General features: G+C 55.6%; 16 protein-coding genes and 1 other annotated feature. Of the genes, 12 read left to right on the forward strand and 4 right to left on the reverse strand.

Going from position 1 to position 15,982, the window contains the following annotated elements; translation table 11 throughout:
* Positions 1-43 precede the first annotated feature (43 nt).
* Positions 44-691 carry a 2,3-diphosphoglycerate-dependent phosphoglycerate mutase GpmB gene (gene gpmB / locus ACWHWP_RS03655; RefSeq protein WP_008502057.1) on the forward strand — a complete coding sequence of 216 codons (648 nt, stop codon included), beginning with the start codon at positions 44-46 and terminating at the stop codon, positions 689-691.
* Here gpmB and robA read toward each other — a convergent pair.
* Positions 688-1,557: an MDR efflux pump AcrAB transcriptional activator RobA gene (gene robA, locus ACWHWP_RS03660; RefSeq protein ID WP_025758049.1), complete on the reverse strand. Its 870-nt coding sequence runs from the start codon at positions 1,555-1,557 to the stop codon at positions 688-690. The two genes, gpmB and robA, sit on opposite strands and share 4 nt — an antisense overlap.
* Positions 1,558-1,768: 211 nt before the next feature.
* Here robA and creA point away from each other — a divergent pair, with 211 nt between their 5' ends.
* From creA to creD, 4 genes are read left to right on the forward strand one after another with little or no spacing between them, the layout of a single operon-like run.
* Positions 1,769-2,239 (forward strand): protein CreA, encoded by a 471-nt coding sequence (creA, locus tag ACWHWP_RS03665; RefSeq protein ID WP_023334448.1) that lies wholly within the window; start codon positions 1,769-1,771, stop codon positions 2,237-2,239.
* A gap of 14 nt (positions 2,240-2,253) precedes the next feature.
* Positions 2,254-2,943, forward strand: coding sequence for a two-component system response regulator CreB (creB, locus tag ACWHWP_RS03670; RefSeq protein WP_063957455.1), 690 nt, complete (start codon positions 2,254-2,256; stop codon positions 2,941-2,943).
* Positions 2,943-4,367 carry a two-component system sensor histidine kinase CreC gene (creC, locus tag ACWHWP_RS03675; protein ID WP_447855080.1) on the forward strand — a complete coding sequence of 475 codons (1,425 nt, stop codon included), beginning with the start codon at positions 2,943-2,945 and terminating at the stop codon, positions 4,365-4,367. The genes creB and creC overlap by 1 nt, the downstream gene beginning before the upstream one ends.
* 56 nt (positions 4,368-4,423) lie before the next feature.
* Complete coding sequence (creD, locus tag ACWHWP_RS03680) at positions 4,424-5,776, forward strand: cell envelope integrity protein CreD (protein WP_447855081.1); 1,353 nt, start codon at positions 4,424-4,426, stop codon at positions 5,774-5,776.
* Between the two features lie 46 nt (positions 5,777-5,822).
* Here the strand turns inward: creD and arcA are convergent, their stop codons facing one another.
* The gene (gene arcA / locus ACWHWP_RS03685) at positions 5,823-6,539 is read right to left on the reverse strand and encodes a two-component system response regulator ArcA (RefSeq protein WP_003856501.1); all 717 of its coding nucleotides are present in this window, start codon (positions 6,537-6,539) and stop codon (positions 5,823-5,825) included.
* Positions 6,540-6,634: 95 nt separating this feature from the next.
* Between arcA and yjjY the strand changes: the two genes are divergently transcribed.
* From yjjY to ACWHWP_RS03720, 7 genes are all read left to right on the forward strand, one after another.
* Complete coding sequence (yjjY, locus tag ACWHWP_RS03690) at positions 6,635-6,775, forward strand: YjjY family protein (protein WP_085928893.1); 141 nt, start codon at positions 6,635-6,637, stop codon at positions 6,773-6,775.
* Between the two features lie 399 nt (positions 6,776-7,174).
* Positions 7,175-7,861, forward strand: a complete 687-nt coding sequence (locus ACWHWP_RS03695) for a tRNA/rRNA methyltransferase (protein ID WP_447855082.1) — start codon at positions 7,175-7,177, stop codon at positions 7,859-7,861.
* Between the two features lie 211 nt (positions 7,862-8,072).
* Positions 8,073-8,141 carry a thr operon leader peptide gene (gene thrL, locus ACWHWP_RS03700; RefSeq protein WP_015572623.1) on the forward strand — a complete coding sequence of 23 codons (69 nt, stop codon included), beginning with the start codon at positions 8,073-8,075 and terminating at the stop codon, positions 8,139-8,141.
* Positions 8,080-8,197, forward strand: a sequence feature (Thr leader region). Its footprint overlaps the gene before it by 62 nt.
* A gap of 24 nt (positions 8,198-8,221) precedes the next feature.
* Positions 8,222-10,684 (forward strand): bifunctional aspartate kinase/homoserine dehydrogenase I, encoded by a 2,463-nt coding sequence (thrA, locus tag ACWHWP_RS03705; RefSeq protein ID WP_063429604.1) that lies wholly within the window; start codon positions 8,222-8,224, stop codon positions 10,682-10,684.
* A gap of 1 nt (position 10,685) precedes the next feature.
* Positions 10,686-11,615, forward strand: a complete 930-nt coding sequence (gene thrB / locus ACWHWP_RS03710; RefSeq protein WP_059312612.1) for a homoserine kinase — start codon at positions 10,686-10,688, stop codon at positions 11,613-11,615.
* 3 nt (positions 11,616-11,618) lie between these two features.
* Positions 11,619-12,905 (forward strand): threonine synthase, encoded by a 1,287-nt coding sequence (thrC, locus tag ACWHWP_RS03715; protein WP_059312611.1) that lies wholly within the window; start codon positions 11,619-11,621, stop codon positions 12,903-12,905.
* Positions 12,906-13,197: 292 nt separating this feature from the next.
* Positions 13,198-13,500: a DUF2502 domain-containing protein gene (locus ACWHWP_RS03720; RefSeq protein ID WP_447855083.1), complete on the forward strand. Its 303-nt coding sequence runs from the start codon at positions 13,198-13,200 to the stop codon at positions 13,498-13,500.
* A 32-nt stretch (positions 13,501-13,532) separates the two neighbouring features.
* On the opposite strand, the gene yaaA is transcribed toward ACWHWP_RS03720, so the two are convergent.
* Positions 13,533-14,306, reverse strand: a complete 774-nt coding sequence (gene yaaA / locus ACWHWP_RS03725) for a peroxide stress protein YaaA (protein WP_059312609.1) — start codon at positions 14,304-14,306, stop codon at positions 13,533-13,535.
* 66 nt (positions 14,307-14,372) lie between these two features.
* Positions 14,373-15,803 carry an alanine/glycine:cation symporter family protein gene (locus tag ACWHWP_RS03730; RefSeq protein WP_447855084.1) on the reverse strand — a complete coding sequence of 477 codons (1,431 nt, stop codon included), beginning with the start codon at positions 15,801-15,803 and terminating at the stop codon, positions 14,373-14,375.
* Positions 15,804-15,982: the final 179 nt, after the last annotated feature.

Consider the following 15,982-nt stretch of genomic DNA (forward strand, 5'->3'; position numbering starts at 1 on the left):
GCTCGATTCAAAAAAACTCATCGCAGTATAACGGAAAAAAAGCATGTTACAGGTATACCTTGTTCGCCACGGTGAAACGCAGTGGAACGCCGAGCGACGTATTCAAGGCCAGTCAGACAGTCCCCTCACTGAGAAGGGCGTGCAGCAAGCGTGGCAGGTGGCAGAGCGTGCCAGAACGCTGGGCATTACCCACGTCATCACCAGCGACTTAGGTCGCACACAGCAGACGGCGCGCATCATCGCAGACGCCTGCGGCTGTGACGTCATGCTTGAGCCGCGCCTGCGCGAGCTGGATATGGGCGTGCTGGAAAAACGCCATATCGATACGCTGACGGAAACGGAAGAGGGCTGGCGTCGCACGCTAGTGAACGGTACCGAAGATGGCCGTATTCCTGAGGGAGAATCCATGCAGGAGCTCAGCGTGCGCATGCATGCTGCTCTGGCCGAGTGCCTGAAGCTTCCGGCAGGAAGCCGTCCGCTACTGGTGAGTCACGGGATTGCGTTGGGTTGCCTGGTGAGCACCATTCTGGGGTTACCGGCGTATGCTGAGCGCCGTTTGCGTCTGCGCAACTGCTCCATTTCCCGGATTGATTACCAGGAGAGCGCGTGGCTGGCGTCGGGCTGGGTAGTGGAGATGGCAGGGGACATTTCGCATCTTGATGCCCCTGCGCTTGACGAACTGCAGCGTTAACGACGTATCGGAATCAAGAATTCCATACGCAGATTGATTGGGCCTTCTTCCGGTTTAGCATCCTGCGCCGGGTAGTAGCGCTCAATGTCCTGACCCTTACGGCGATTCAGATTCAGCATCGGCATGCAGGTCCCGTAAACGGTCAGGATGAACTCCTGAACCCCCGTTCCCAGCCCTTCATACGCGAACATCACGTACTCACCGCCTTCCAGCACGACAGGCTTCGACCCCTGAATGTAGCCATTGGCCATATCCGGTGTCAGCGCGGTGGTGTAGAACACCTCCTGTTCGTCGTCTTTTTCCTGGCTCGGGTGCGTTTCGTTGAGACCATACAGAATCGGCGGGATCGCCGGCGCGTGGCTCAGGAAGTCGCGCCAGAACTGGACGCGCATCTGATGTCGGAACTCAGAAATCTGCTCCAGAGAGCACGAGTAACTCTGCGTTGTACCGATCAGATGGGTTTCAGGCAGCGTGACAATTTCGTATTTCGGCATCGCGAACTCGCCCAGACGCAGCGGCGGACGCATGCCAAACGAGCTCCAGTCAGGCGAGCGACGATAAAGCGCTGGCGTCAACGAGAACTGTTTCTTAAAGGCGCGGGTGAAGGTTTGCTGCGAATCGAAACGGTATTGCAGGGCAATATCCAGAATCGGGCGTGCGGTCAGGCGCAATGCCACAGCAGACTTTGACAGACGACGTGCGCGAATATAGGCCCCGATAGCATGACCGGTGACATCTTTGAACATCCTCTGCAGATGCCACTTGGAATAGCCTGCTTTAGCCGCCACATTATCCAGTGACAAAGGCTGGTCGAGATGACCTTCCAGCCAGGTGAGCAGGTCGCGAATAATTCCAGCCTGATCCATATACTATCCTCATCCTTAAAACAGCAGGTGCCTGATAACAGGTTAGCGGATAATAGCATTTTTTGATGTTTTAGCATTCAGTGTTTTTTTTGCGCATTCATGCTTTTTGGAGCACATTATGGGCAAATATATTCTAATCCTGTGATCTTGCTACATTTTTGTCTAAAGTGTTGAATAATCGCTCAGCGTAATTTTAAAGAATGGTAACAATATGAAATACAAGACTTTGATCTTCACCGCATTGATGTTGATGGTTGGCCGCGTCGCACAGGCAGAACAGATTGGTTCCGTCGATACCGTGTTCAAAATGTTCGGCCCTGACCACAAAATTGTGGTGGAGGCGTTTGACGATCCGGACGTGAAAAACGTCACCTGCTACGTCAGCCGCGCGAAAACGGGCGGTATCAAAGGCGGCCTGGGGCTGGCGGAAGATACTTCCGATGCGGCGATCTCCTGCCAGCAGGTTGGGCCGGTTGAGCTGAGCGATAAAATTAAAAACGGTAAAGCGCAGGGTGATGTGGTGTTCCAGAAACGGACCTCGCTGGTGTTTAAAAAGCTTCAGGTAGTGCGCTTCTATGATGCCAAACGCAACACCCTGGCATACCTGGCCTATTCCGACAAAGTGGTGGAAGGCTCGCCGAAAAACGCGATCAGCGCGGTGCCGATTATGCCGTGGCACTAATTCAGGGATGAACCATGCAACAACCTGTGGTCTGGCTGGTTGAAGACGAAATCAGTATCGCCGATACGCTTATCTACATGCTCCAGCAGGAGGGATTTGCAGTAAAGGCGTTTGAACGGGGTTTGCCGGTGCTGGAGGAGGCGAGGCGACAGGCTCCGGCGCTCGCCATTCTGGATGTCGGGCTGCCGGACATCAGTGGGTTTGAGCTTTGTCGCCGACTGCTGGCGCAGCATCCTTCATTGCCGGTGCTGTTTCTGACGGCGCGCAGTGATGAGGTGGACAAGCTGCTTGGGCTCGAAATGGGGGCCGATGACTACGTGGCCAAGCCTTTTTCACCCCGTGAAGTCTGTGCGCGGGTGCGGACAATTTTACGGCGCATGCAAAAATCCGCCGCGCCTTCAGAGATTGTGCGCATCGGCCAGTTTGAGCTGAATGAACCAGCCGCGCGAATTAGCTGGTGTGGTGAAGCATTACCGCTCACGCGCTATGAGTTTTTACTGCTTAAAACCTTACTGCAGGCTCCCGGACGGGTGTTCTCCCGTCAGCAGTTAATGGACAAGGTGTGGGGCGAAGACGGCGACAGTTTCGATCGTACCGTGGACACCCACATCAAAACCCTGCGCGCCAAGCTGCGGGCGGTGAATGAGGAACTTTCACCCATCAGTACCCATCGCGGTATGGGCTATAGCCTGGGGCTTTATTAATGCGCATTGGAATGCGGTTGCTGCTGGGGTATTTCCTGATCGTCGCCATCGCCGCGTGGTTTGTGCTGTCGATCTTTGTTCAGGAAGTGAAGCCCGGCGTGCGCAGAGCAACCGAGGGCACGTTGATCGATACCGCGACCCTGTTGGCCGAAATCGGACGTGACGATTTGCTTTCGGGTAATGCGCAGCAGGGCAAGCTGGCGCAGGCCTTTTCGCAGCTTCATCAACGCCCTTTGCGCGCCAATATCGGCGGGATTCATAAAGTGCGTAACGAGTATCACGTCTACATGACCGATGCACAGGGCCGGGTCGTGTTTGATTCCGCCGGTCTGGCCGTGGGAAAAGATTATTCGCGCTGGAACGACGTCTGGCTGACGCTTCGCGGTGAATATGGCGCGCGCAGCACCCAGAGCTTTCCCGACGATCCGGAGAGCACGGTGATGTATGTTGCGGCACCGATCAGGGATCGGGGCAAGATTATCGGTGCGATCTCGGTAGGCAAACCGAACAGCGCGATGGCGCCGGTGATTCACCGCAGCGAACGACGGATCCTGTGGGCAGGCGGAGCGCTGCTCGGCATTGCCCTGCTGATTGGCTTTGCTGTGGCGTGGTGGATCAATCGATCCATCGGCACCTTATCGCGCTATGCCGACTCGGTGACCACCGATACGCCTCTCCCGCTACCGAATCCCGGCAGTAGCGAACTGCACAAGCTGGCGCAGGCGCTGGAAAATATGCGCATTCGCCTGGAAGGGAAAAACTATATTGAACGCTATGTCCATGCGCTCACCCACGAGCTGAAAAGCCCGATCGCGGCCATTCGCGGTGCGGCAGAAATTCTCTCTGAACAGCCACCGCCGCAGGTGGCCGAGCGGTTTATCGATAATATTCTGGTACAGAACGCGCGCATGCAGTCGCTGGTCGAAAAGCTGCTCACCCAGGCTCGGCTTGAAAATCGCGTCGAGATTATTCCTGAGGTCGTCAGCGTCGACTCGCTGTTCACGCGGCTTGCCGACGCGCGCGCGGCACTGTTGGCAGCGAAAGAGATTGTGCTGACCCTTCAGCCGGCCTCGCTTTACGTGGCGGGCGATCCCGACCTTCTCGAACAGGCGCTTGGCAATTTGCTGGATAACGCTATAGATTTCACGCCGCAGGGCGGGGCCATTGCACTAGTGGCCCGGGAAGATCGCAGGCAGGTACAGCTGATCGTCACCGACAGCGGAAGCGGGATCCCGGACTATGCGCGGGAACGTATTTTTGAACGCTTTTATTCCCTTCCTCGTGAGAACGGGTTGAAGAGCAGCGGTCTCGGGCTGGCGTTTGTCCAGGAGGTTGCGCGTCTGCATCAGGGAGAGATCGATTTACGCAATCGTGATGAAGGAGGCGTGATGGCCACGCTCACACTTCACCGTCCCTTCACATAACTTCAAACTGGCTCCACGCGGCCCGGTTACGCTCTCCCCATCACAAAGGAGACGTAATGATGAAATCCCCCCTGTTCTGGAAAATTAGCACCCTGCTGGGGTGCATCCTGCTGCTGTTAGTCCCGCTGTTTATGGTCAGTAACCTGATTTCAGAGCGTGAGAGCTATCGCAACGATGTTGAAAATACGCTGCGCCAAAGCACCAGCGGACCGCAAAAACTGGTCGGTCCGATGATTGCCATTCCGATGACGGAGATCTTTTACAAGATAGAGGACGAGAAGAAGGTCGAATTTAAGAAAAGCTATATGCATTACATTCTGCCGGAATCTCTGGTTATTGAAGGGAACCAGCACGTGGAGTCGAGAAATATTGGCATCTATGACGGGCAAATCTGGAACACTGACCTGAAGATAAAAGCGCAGTTTAATACCGAAGCGCTAAAACAGCTGAGAGGGGAAACGATAACAACAGGGCAGCCGTTTATCGTGACGGGCGTTGGCGACGCGCGGGGTATTGGCACCGTCAGCATCTCTAAAATCAATGGTGAAACGCTAAGCGTAGAACCCGGTTCCGGTGTCTACGGGGCGCTAGCGGGCGTCCACATCCCGCTGACCGACAAAGCGCTGGAAGCCAAAACGTTTGCACTTGAGATGTCACTCAACCTGGCGGGAACCGGCAGTTTTGCGGTGGTACCGGTAGGGCGTAATAGCGAAATGACGCTCAACAGCAACTGGCCGCATCCGGGTTTTATGGGCGATTACCTTCCGGTTAAGCACCAGATAGGCGAGTCTGGTTTCCAGGCGAACTGGCAGAGCAGCTGGTTTGCAAATAACCTTGAGAGCTGGTTCTACGACAAGGAATCACCGGAGTGGGAAGCGCTCCCGGCCTTTAGCGTGACGGTAGCCACGCCAGCCGACCAGTATCAATTGACGGATCGGGCAATTAAATACGCTATTTTGCTGATTGCCCTGACGTTTATGGCCTTCTTTGTCTTCGAGACCTTAACCGGATTACGCCTTCACCCGATGCAGTATCTGCTGGTGGGGCTGTCGCTGGTCTTGTTCTATCTGGTACTGCTGGCCTTGTCTGAACACGTCGGGTTTACCCCCGCCTGGATTGTCGCAAGCCTCGTTGGGGCGGCGATGAACGGAATGTACCTGCAGGCGGTGCTGAAAAGCTGGAAGCGCAGCGGAATGTTTGTGCTGGCACTCCTCGGACTGGATGTGGTGATGTGGTTCCTGCTGCGTTCGGAGGACAGTGCATTGCTGTTGGGGTCGGCGGTTCTCGCCCTGGCGCTGTTCGCGGTGATGTATCTGACCCGTCATTTTGACTGGTACTCGCTCTCTCAGCCGAAGCGTCCTCAACCTTCTGCAGAGCCTGATAACGACACGATGCGGATCTGGAAATAAAAAAAACGGCGCATAAGCGCCGTTTTTTAATGCATTAACTGCGGGATTACTCCTGCAGATCGCCGCAGAAACGGTACCCTTCGCCGTGGATCGTGGCGATGATTTCCGGCGTATCTGGCGTAGATTCGAAATGTTTACGAATACGACGGATGGTGACGTCTACGGTACGGTCGTGTGGCTTCAGCTCACGGCCGGTCATTTTCTTCAGCAGCTCTGCACGGGACTGAATTTTGCCCGGGTTTTCGCAGAAGTGCAGCATCGCGCGGAATTCACTGCGCGGCAGTTTATACTGCTCACCGTTCGGGCTAATCAGCGAACGGCTATTGATATCAAGTTCCCAGCCGTTGAATTTGTAGCTGTCTACGCTACGACGCTCTTCGCTGACCGTACCCAGGTTCATGGTGCGGGACAGCAGGTTGCGTGCACGAATGGTTAACTCGCGAGGATTGAACGGCTTGGTGATGTAGTCATCCGCACCGATTTCCAGGCCAAGAATTTTATCAACTTCGTTGTCACGGCCCGTCAGGAACATTAACGCGACGTTCGCCTGCTCGCGCAGTTCGCGCGCCAGAAGAAGACCGTTTTTGCCCGGCAGGTTAATATCCATGATCACCAGGTTGATATCATTTTCAGAAAGGATCTGATGCATCTCTGCGCCATCGGTCGCTTCAAAGACATCGTAGCCTTCTGCTTCGAAAATGCTCTTTAACGTGTTGCGTGTTACCAACTCGTCTTCAACGATAAGAATGTGCGGGGTCTGCATGTTTGCTACCTAAATTGCCAACTAAATCGAAACAGGAAGTACAAAAGTCCCTGACCTGCCTGATGCATGTCGCAAATTAACATGATCGGCTTAACGTGACTAAAGTACGTAATTGCGTTCTTGATGCACTTTCCATCAACGTCAACAACATCATTAGCTTGGTCTTGGGTACTTTCCCTTTGGACCCGACAGTGTCAAAAACGGCTGTCATCCTAACCATTTTAACAGCAACATAACAGGCTAAGTGACACCAGACACCCAATAAAACTACGCTTCGTTGACATATATCAAGTTCAATTGTAGCACGTTAACAGTTTGATGAAATCATCGTAGCCGAATGCTAGCCTTTGTCACAATTTTTCAATAAACCAACTAGTTGCGGACATTGATTTATAAACGAAGCGAATCCAATCAGAATAGGGTATTCATATCGCTATTATCATTATAAAACATAGGGATAATAGTGTTCTGTTAACATTCTAACTGATTGTTCAGACAAGGAATAGTTTAGCGTTTTTAATTTGTTATGAAACGCTATTTCGGTGATTTGTGTTGCAATTTTGTAAATTCGCGCTGCGTAATATGTTGAAGCGCATCACATTTTTACCCGCTAACTGATTAAAAAGAGAGCATAAATGCATCTGTCGATTGTACTGGTCGCCCCAGCCAGAGCAGAAAATATAGGCGCTGCCGCGCGCGCCATGAAGACCATGGGATTTACCGATTTACGTATCGTGGACAGCACTGCCCACCTGGAGCCTGCGGCACGCTGGGTGGCGCACGGATCGGGCGATATTCTCGATAATATAACCACTTATGATACCCTCGCCGCGGCGCTACACGATATCTCCTTCACCGTCGCCACCACGGCGCGCAGCCGGGCGAAGTTTCACTATTACGCCACGCCAGCGGAGCTTGTGCCGATGCTGAGCGAGAAAAGCCAGTGGCTGGAAAAAGCGGCGCTGGTGTTTGGTCGTGAAGATTCCGGATTAACAAACGAAGAGCTGGAGCTGGCTGACGTTCTTACCGGCGCGCCGATGGTGGCCGATTACCCGTCCCTGAACTTAGGCCAGGCAGTAATGGTTTATTGCTATCAATTAGCCTCCCTAATACAAATTCCCGAACCTCAGGCTGAAGGGGCAAACGAAAATCAGCTGGCCGCGCTGCGCGCTCGCGTTGAGCAGCTGTTAACCCAGCTGGGGGTGGCGGACGATCAAAAAATGGCTGACTGGCTGCAGCAGCGTCTTGGGCGTCTTGAGCAGCGGGACACCGCAATGCTGCATCGTTTGCTGCATGATATTGAAAAAAAATTGGCCGAGTAAAATACTGCCATAAGTTTTTACTATGGCGGATAAGTCTGTTGCAAAGGGTTGCATCTGGGGGAATCGGATGAAAATAAATCTGCCCGCAGCGGGACGTGAGAGTCTCTCAAAATGTGATCAAATTAAAAATCCATTGACTTAAGGGGCCCGATCCTTTAACCCTAAAAGAATACAGCACAGACAGATAATAATGACAGAGTACACAACATCCATGAAACGCATCAGCATCACCACCATTACCACAACCATCATCATTACCACAGGTAACGATGCGGGCTGACGCGTACAGGAAAAACAAAAAAAAGCCCGCACCTGAACAGTGCGGGCTTTTTTTTCGGCTAAAGGAAACGAGGTAGAACCATGCGAGTGTTGAAGTTCGGCGGTACATCAGTGGCAAATGCAGAACGTTTTCTGCGTGTTGCCGATATCCTGGAGAGCAACGCCAGGCAGGGGCAGGTTGCAACCGTGCTCTCTGCCCCGGCAAAAATCACTAACCATCTGGTGGCAATGATTGAAAAGACCATCGGTGGCCAGGATGCACTCCCGAACATTAGCGACGCCGAGCGTATCTTCGCTGAGCTGCTGCAGGGGCTGGCAGAGGCGCTGCCTGGCTTCCCGCACGCTCAGCTGAAGTCCTTTGTTGAGCAGGAATTCGCGCAAATTAAACATGTTCTGCACGGAATCAGCCTGCTGGGACAGTGCCCGGACAGCATCAACGCGGCGCTGATCTGCCGGGGCGAAAAACTGTCTATCGCCATTATGGCGGGCGTGCTGGAAGCGCGTGGTCACAACGTGACCGTGATCGATCCGGTTGAAAAACTGCTGGCAGTGGGCCACTACCTCGAATCCACGGTTGATATTGCCGAATCAACCCGCCGTATCGCCGCGAGCAAAATCCCGTCTGACCACATGATCCTGATGGCCGGCTTCACCGCCGGTAACGAGAAGGGCGAGCTGGTGGTGCTGGGCCGTAACGGTTCCGACTATTCCGCCGCCGTGCTGGCCGCCTGTTTACGCGCGGACTGTTGTGAGATCTGGACTGACGTTGACGGCGTCTATACCTGCGACCCACGCCAGGTGCCCGATGCCAGACTGCTGAAGTCGATGTCGTACCAGGAAGCGATGGAGCTCTCCTACTTCGGCGCTAAAGTGCTTCACCCGCGTACCATCTCCCCGATAGCCCAGTTCCAAATCCCTTGTCTGATTAAAAACACCGGTAACCCGCAGGCGCCGGGTACGCTGATTGGCGCCAGTACCGATGAGGACGGCCTGCCGGTGAAAGGTATCTCCAACCTTAACAATATGGCGATGTTCAGCGTCTCCGGTCCGGGGATGAAAGGGATGGTCGGCATGGCGGCGCGCGTGTTTGCGGCCATGTCCCGCAACGGAATTTCTGTAGTGCTGATCACCCAGTCCTCTTCCGAGTACAGCATTAGCTTCTGCGTGCCGCAGGGCGACTGTCTGCGCGCCCGCCGCGCGCTGGAAGAAGAGTTCTATCTGGAGCTGAAAGAAGAGCTGCTTGAGCCGCTCTCCATTCAGGAGCGCCTGGCGATTATTTCTGTGGTCGGCGACGGTATGCGCACGCTGCGCGGTATCTCCGCCAAATTCTTTGCCGCGCTGGCGCGCGCCAACATTAATATTGTGGCAATTGCCCAGGGGTCGTCAGAGCGTTCAATTTCTGTTGTCGTGGACAACGATGACGCCACCACCGGCGTACGCGTGGTTCACCAGATGCTGTTCAATACCGATCAGGTCATCGAGCTGTTCCTGATTGGCGTCGGAGGCGTGGGCGGTGCGCTGCTGGAGCAGGTGAAGCGTCAGCAGGCGTGGCTGAAGAAGAAACATATCGATCTGCGCGTCTGCGGGATTGCCAACTCGAAAGCGCTGCTGACCAACGTTCACGGGCTGAACCTGGAAAACTGGCAGGCCGAGATGAACGAGGCGAAAGAGCCGTTCAACCTGGGTCGCCTGATCCGTCTGGTGAAAGAGTATCACCTGCTTAACCCGGTGATTGTTGACTGTACCTCCAACCAGGCGGTGGCCGATCAGTACGCCGACTTCCTGCGCGAAGGTTTCCACGTGGTGACGCCAAACAAAAAGGCCAACACCTCGTCGATGGATTACTATCACCAGCTGCGTCTGGCGGCGAGCAAGTCGCGCCGCAAGTTCCTGTACGACACCAACGTGGGCGCGGGGCTGCCGGTTATCGAGAACCTGCAAAACCTGCTCAACGCGGGCGATGAACTGCAGCGTTTCTCCGGCATTCTCTCCGGCTCGCTGTCCTTTATCTTCGGCAAGCTGGATGAAGGCATGAGCCTGTCAGAAGCAACCCGCGCCGCGCGCGAGCTGGGCTATACCGAGCCGGATCCGCGTGACGATCTCTCCGGGATGGACGTGGCGCGCAAGCTGCTGATCCTCGTGCGTGAAACGGGCCGCGAGCTTGAGCTTTCGGATATCGTGATTGAGCCGGTGCTGCCAGCAGAGTTTGATGACAGCGGTGACGTCAGCGCCTTTATGGCGAATTTGCCGCAGCTTGACGACGCTTTTGCCGCTCGCGTTGCGAAAGCCCGTGATGAAGGTAAGGTATTGCGCTATGTTGGCAACATTGAAGAAGATGGTGTGTGCCGGGTGAAGATTGCCGAAGTGGATGGCAACGATCCGCTCTACAAAGTCAAAAACGGCGAAAACGCCCTCGCGTTTTACAGCCACTATTATCAGCCATTGCCGCTGGTGCTTCGCGGCTATGGCGCAGGGAACGATGTTACAGCGGCGGGTGTGTTTGCCGATCTGCTGCGTACCCTGTCATGGAAGTTAGGAGTTTAACATGGTCAAAGTTTATGCCCCGGCTTCCAGCGCCAATATGAGCGTCGGATTTGACGTGCTGGGCGCGGCGGTCACTCCGGTGGATGGTTCGCTGCTGGGCGATACGGTCACGGTTGAAGCGGCAGAAAGTTTCAGCCTGAATAACGTGGGCCGTTTCGCCAGCAAGCTGCCGTCTGACCCGCGCGAGAATATTGTCTATCAGTGCTGGGAGCGCTTCTGTCAGGAGATCGGCAAAAACGTGCCGGTCGCCATGACGCTGGAAAAAAGTATGCCGATTGGCTCGGGCCTGGGCTCCAGCGCTTGTTCCGTGGTCGCCGCGCTGGTGGCGATGAACGAGCACTGCGGCAAACCCCTGAACAACAACCGCATGCTTGCCTTAATGGGCGAGCTGGAAGGCCGTATCTCCGGCAGCATTCATTACGACAACGTGGCGCCGTGCTTCCTCGGCGGTATGCAGCTGATGATCGAAGAAAATGGCATCATCAGCCAGCAGGTGCCAGGGTTTGATGAGTGGCTGTGGGTGCTGGCCTATCCGGGCATTAAGGTTTCAACCGCAGAAGCGCGTGCGATCCTGCCCGCGCAGTATCGTCGTCAGGATTGCATCGCCCACGGGCGTCACCTGGCAGGCTTTATTCACGCCTGCTACACCCGTCAGCCACAGCTGGCGGCGAAACTGATGAAGGACGTCATTGCCGAGCCGTACCGCACGAAGCTGCTGCCGGGCTTTAACGAGGCGCGACAGGCATCCATGGATATCGGCGCGCAGGCGTGCGGCATCTCCGGCTCCGGCCCGACGCTGTTCGCCCTGTGCGATAAGCCAGACACTGCGCAGCGCGTGGCGGACTGGCTCTCTAAACACTACCTGCAAAATCAGGAAGGCTTTGTTCATATTTGCCGTCTGGACACGGCTGGCGCACGAGTACTGGGATAATTAATGAAACTCTACAACCTTAAAGATCATAACGAGCAGGTCAGCTTCGCGCAGGCGGTAACGCAGGGACTGGGCAAAAATCAGGGGCTGTTTTTCCCCCATGACCTGCCGGAATTTCAGCTGACCGAGATTGATGAACTGCTGAAGCTGGACTTTGTCACCCGCAGCACCAAAATTCTGTCGGCGTTTATCGGCGACGAAATTCCGCAGGAGCTGCTGGAAGAACGCGTGCGTGCGGCGTTCGCTTTCCCGGCACCCGTTCAGCAGGTTGAGCCTGACGTCGGTTGTCTGGAGCTGTTCCACGGCCCAACCCTGGCGTTTAAAGACTTCGGCGGCCGCTTCATGGCCCAGATGCTGACCCACATCAGCGGCGACAAACCGGTGACCATTCTGACCGCCACCTCCGGCGATACCGGTGCGGCGGTTGCTCACGCGTTCTACGGCCTGAAAAACGTCCGCGTGGTGATCCTCTATCCGAAAGGCAAAATCAGCCCGCTGCAGGAAAAATTGTTCTGCACGCTCGGCGGCAATATTGAAACCGTGGCGATCGACGGTGACTTCGATGCCTGCCAGGCGCTGGTTAAACAGGCCTTCGACGATGAAGAGCTGAAGGTGGCGCTGGGTCTGAACTCCGCCAACTCTATCAATATCAGTCGTCTGCTGGCGCAGATCTGCTACTACTTTGAAGCGGTGGCGCAGCTGCCGCAGGAAGCCCGCAATCAGCTGGTGATCTCCGTGCCGAGCGGTAACTTCGGCGACCTGACGGCTGGCCTGCTGGCGAAATCGCTGGGGCTGCCGGTGAAACGCTTTATTGCCGCCACCAATGCCAACGATACCGTGCCGCGCTTCCTGAAAGACGGAAAGTGGGCGCCAAACGCCACGCAGGCGACGCTCTCCAACGCGATGGATGTGTCCCAGCCGAACAACTGGCCGCGCGTGGAAGAGTTGTTCCGCCGTAAGATCTGGCGTCTGAGTGACCTGGGCTACGCGGCGGTGACGGATGAAACCACCAAAGCCACCATGCGTGAGTTAAAAGCGGTAGGTTACACCTCTGAACCGCACGCGGCGATTGCTTACCGCGCGCTGCGCGACCAGCTTAACCCGGGTGAGTATGGCCTGTTCCTGGGAACCGCGCATCCGGCGAAGTTCAAAGAGAGCGTGGAAGCAATTCTGGGCGAAACGCTGCCGCTGCCGAAAGAGCTGGCTGAGCGTGCCGACCTGCCGCTGCTGTCTCATGAGCTGCCGGCGGATTTTGCCGCGCTGCGTAAGCTGATGATGATCCGAGCATGATTTTTGTCGGGTGGCGGCTACGCCTTACCCGACCTACAACGGCTCAGAACGTAGGCCGGGTAAGCGCAGCGTCACCCGGCAACAGCAACACTGTACCGAGGCCGGGTAAGGCGAAGCCGCCACCCGGCTTTTTTATGGAGAAATTAAGGAGAAATTACGCAGGAAAAAAGCAGAAATTCCCAATAAATGCGGTCACTTAGCGTTTAGGATTGCAGAGAATAACATCCCCCGTTCCCCTCGCGTAATCTCCTTACATCGGCCCACGTTGGGCAAGAGTAACGAGGAGTCACCTATGTCTAAACTGAAACCTGCTCTCATCGCGCTTTCACTGATGCTGGTCGCTCCCATGGCGGTACAGGCATCTGAAATCACGCTGGTTCCTGCGGTAAAACTGCAGTTTGGCGACCAGGATAATAACGGGCACTACTGGGACGGCGGCCGCTGGCGCGACCATGACTGGTGGAAGGCGCATTATGACTGGCGCGATAACCACTGGCGTCCGCATGATGAGCATCGCGATCGTGACAATCACCACGACCGTCACGATGACCGACATGACGATCATCGTCCAGGCCCGGACTGGAAACATCATTAATGCAAAACCCCGCCAGCTGGCGGGGGTCTGTTTTACTGCTCGTGGCGCTTAAACACCAGCTCGCCTTTCCCTGACGACGCCTCGTCAAAGAAATAGCCTTCGCTGTTAAAGGCGGTCAGCTGCTCCGGCTTCGTCAGGCGGTTCTGGATGATGAAGCGGCTCATCAGGCCGCGCGCTTTCTTGGCGTAGAAGCTGATCACTTTGAACTTACCGTTCTTCTCGTCGAGGAACACCGGCTTGATAATTTCCGCATCCAGCTTTTTCGGTTTCACCGACTTGTAGTATTCATCAGACGCCAGGTTAATCACCACGTTATCACCCTGAGCGTGCAGCGCCGCATTCAGCTTATCGGTGATGATATCGCCCCAGAAATGGTACAGATCTTTGCCTTTGGCATTTGCCAGGCGAATCCCCATCTCCAGACGATACGGCTGCATCAGATCCAGCGGACGCAGTACGCCATACAGGCCCGACAGCATGCGCAGATGCTGCTGGGCAAAATCGAAATCGGCTTCGCTAAAATCTTCCGCCTGCAGGCCGGTATAGACATCGCCCTTAAACGCCAGAATGGCCTGGCGGGCGTTAGCGGGGGTGAAATCCGGGTGCCACTCGTGAAAGCGGGTCGCGTTAAGGTCTGCCAGCTTGTCGCTGATGCTCATCAGCGAGGCGATTTGCGGCGCAGAGAGTTTGCGCGCTTCGCGGATCAGCTGTTGAGAGTAGTCCAGCAGTTCAGGCTGGGTATAGCGCTCGGTGGCGAGCGGGCTCTGGTAGTCGAGCGTTTTTGCAGGTGAAATCAGAATCAGCATATCCAGTCCTTGCGGGAAATTTAGAGCGACTTTAGCAAAAAATCGCTCTGAATTGATCGATAGCTGTTATTGCCGCGGCAAATCATCCCACGTGCCGGGAGCCAGCTGCGCCTTAACGTCGGGATAGCGAGCGGGATCAAATACCGGCGGAATGCCCAGCTTGCGCTGACGGAGGTAGTCTCTGGCAATCAGGGTCACAACCGGTGAAAGTAGCAGGATCGCCGTCAGGTTCGTGATTGCCATCAGCGCCATAATGATATCGGCCAGCTGCCAGACCAGCGGCATGCTGAGGAGGGAGCCAGCGACGACCATCAGTATGACGCCCAGGCGCAGCGCTCCGATTGCGGCGCGGGAGTCGAGCTTCAGGAAAATAAGGTTATTTTCGGCGTAGAGGTAATTCACCACAATCGAGCTGAAGGCAAACAAGACCAGGATGAGCGAGACAAATCCGGCTCCCCAGCCGCCGGTCAGGCTCATCAGCGCCTGCTGGAGAAGCTGTATTCCGGCGGTTTCCGACGAATGCGGCACGGGGCCTGCCAGCAGCAAAATCATGGCGCTGGCGGAACAGATAACAATGGTATCGGTAAAGACGCCAATCATCTGCACAATACCTTGCGCGGCAGGATGCGGCGGCCACGACGAGGCGGCGGCGGCGGCGTTGGGTGTCGACCCCATGCCGGCTTCATTGGAAAACATGCCTCGCTGGAACCCCGCCATCAGCGCCTGGCTGAAGGTGTAGCCCAGCGCGCCGGATGCGACTTCACGCCAGCCAAAGGCGCTTTTGACGATGGCCGCTATCACGCCCGGAACCTGGTCGACGTGCAGTGCGGCGACGAACAGGCTCGCGGCAATCCAGAGCAGAGCCATGATGGGAACCAGCCACTGCATGAGACGGGCGATGCCTTTGAGGCCGGTAGAAATGGTGAGCAGAACGATGAGTGCTAAAACGGTACCGGCGACCCACTCCGGACACGCGAAGGCGTAGCGCAGGGCATTGGCGACCGAGTTAGCCTGGACGGTATTAAAAATAAGACCGTACGCGAGCAGTAAAAAAAGCGAGAACAGAACGCCCATCCAGCGCATCCCTAAGCCACGCGCCATGTACCAGGCAGGACCGCCGCGAAACTGGCCGTGCTTATCTTTCTCTTTGTAGAGCTGCGCGAGCGAACTTTCGGCGAAGGAGGTGGCCATACCGAGAAGCGCCGTCACCCACATCCAGAAGACCGCGCCAGGCCCACCGGCGCTGATGGCCAGCGCGACCCCCGCCAGATTCCCGCTGCCGAGGCGTGCCGCAAGGCTGGTACAGAGCGCCTGGAATGAGGTTAATCCGCCCGGCTGGGGCGTGACGCTGTTTTTCAGACTTCTGCCAAACTTGCGGATATAGCGAAACTGGATAAACCCACTGCGTAGCGTAAACCAAATACCTGCTCCCAGAAGCAGGTAAATCATTATCGAGCCCCACAGGACTTCGTTTATAAAGAAAAAGAAATCAGGCATTAACGTCCCTCTTGTTGATGCCAAAGTGAATATGTAAGCGCTACCACTGATTGGGCATGCTGTTGCTTAGCAGCCTGTTAATATTCCGAGTTTATCATACTCTGCCTAAGCGCACTGTCTGCGGTTGCGCTACCCCTCCGTCGTGTTATCATCAGGGCAGACCGGTTACATCCCCCTAA

It is taken from the genome of Enterobacter sp. WI-ESBL-E8 (assembly GCF_053364895.1).

What these genes read in the sequence shown, in the direction of transcription:
- arcA (WP_003856501.1), bottom strand. Translation starts at nt 6,539, where the DNA reads ATGCAGACCCCGCACATTCTTATCGTTGAAGACGAGTTGGTAACACGC.
- thrA (WP_063429604.1), top strand. Translation starts at nt 8,222, where the DNA reads ATGCGAGTGTTGAAGTTCGGCGGTACATCAGTGGCAAATGCAGAACGT.
- creA (WP_023334448.1), top strand. Translation starts at nt 1,769, where the DNA reads ATGAAATACAAGACTTTGATCTTCACCGCATTGATGTTGATGGTTGGC.
- thrB (WP_059312612.1), top strand. Translation starts at nt 10,686, where the DNA reads ATGGTCAAAGTTTATGCCCCGGCTTCCAGCGCCAATATGAGCGTCGGA.
- gpmB (WP_008502057.1), top strand. Translation starts at nt 44, where the DNA reads ATGTTACAGGTATACCTTGTTCGCCACGGTGAAACGCAGTGGAACGCC.
- robA (WP_025758049.1), bottom strand. Translation starts at nt 1,557, where the DNA reads ATGGATCAGGCTGGAATTATTCGCGACCTGCTCACCTGGCTGGAAGGT.
- creD (WP_447855081.1), top strand. Translation starts at nt 4,424, where the DNA reads ATGATGAAATCCCCCCTGTTCTGGAAAATTAGCACCCTGCTGGGGTGC.
- creB (WP_063957455.1), top strand. Translation starts at nt 2,254, where the DNA reads ATGCAACAACCTGTGGTCTGGCTGGTTGAAGACGAAATCAGTATCGCC.
- thrC (WP_059312611.1), top strand. Translation starts at nt 11,619, where the DNA reads ATGAAACTCTACAACCTTAAAGATCATAACGAGCAGGTCAGCTTCGCG.
- creC (WP_447855080.1), top strand. Translation starts at nt 2,943, where the DNA reads ATGCGCATTGGAATGCGGTTGCTGCTGGGGTATTTCCTGATCGTCGCC.
- ACWHWP_RS03730 (WP_447855084.1), bottom strand. Translation starts at nt 15,803, where the DNA reads ATGCCTGATTTCTTTTTCTTTATAAACGAAGTCCTGTGGGGCTCGATA.
- ACWHWP_RS03695 (WP_447855082.1), top strand. Translation starts at nt 7,175, where the DNA reads ATGCATCTGTCGATTGTACTGGTCGCCCCAGCCAGAGCAGAAAATATA.
- ACWHWP_RS03720 (WP_447855083.1), top strand. Translation starts at nt 13,198, where the DNA reads ATGTCTAAACTGAAACCTGCTCTCATCGCGCTTTCACTGATGCTGGTC.
- yaaA (WP_059312609.1), bottom strand. Translation starts at nt 14,306, where the DNA reads ATGCTGATTCTGATTTCACCTGCAAAAACGCTCGACTACCAGAGCCCG.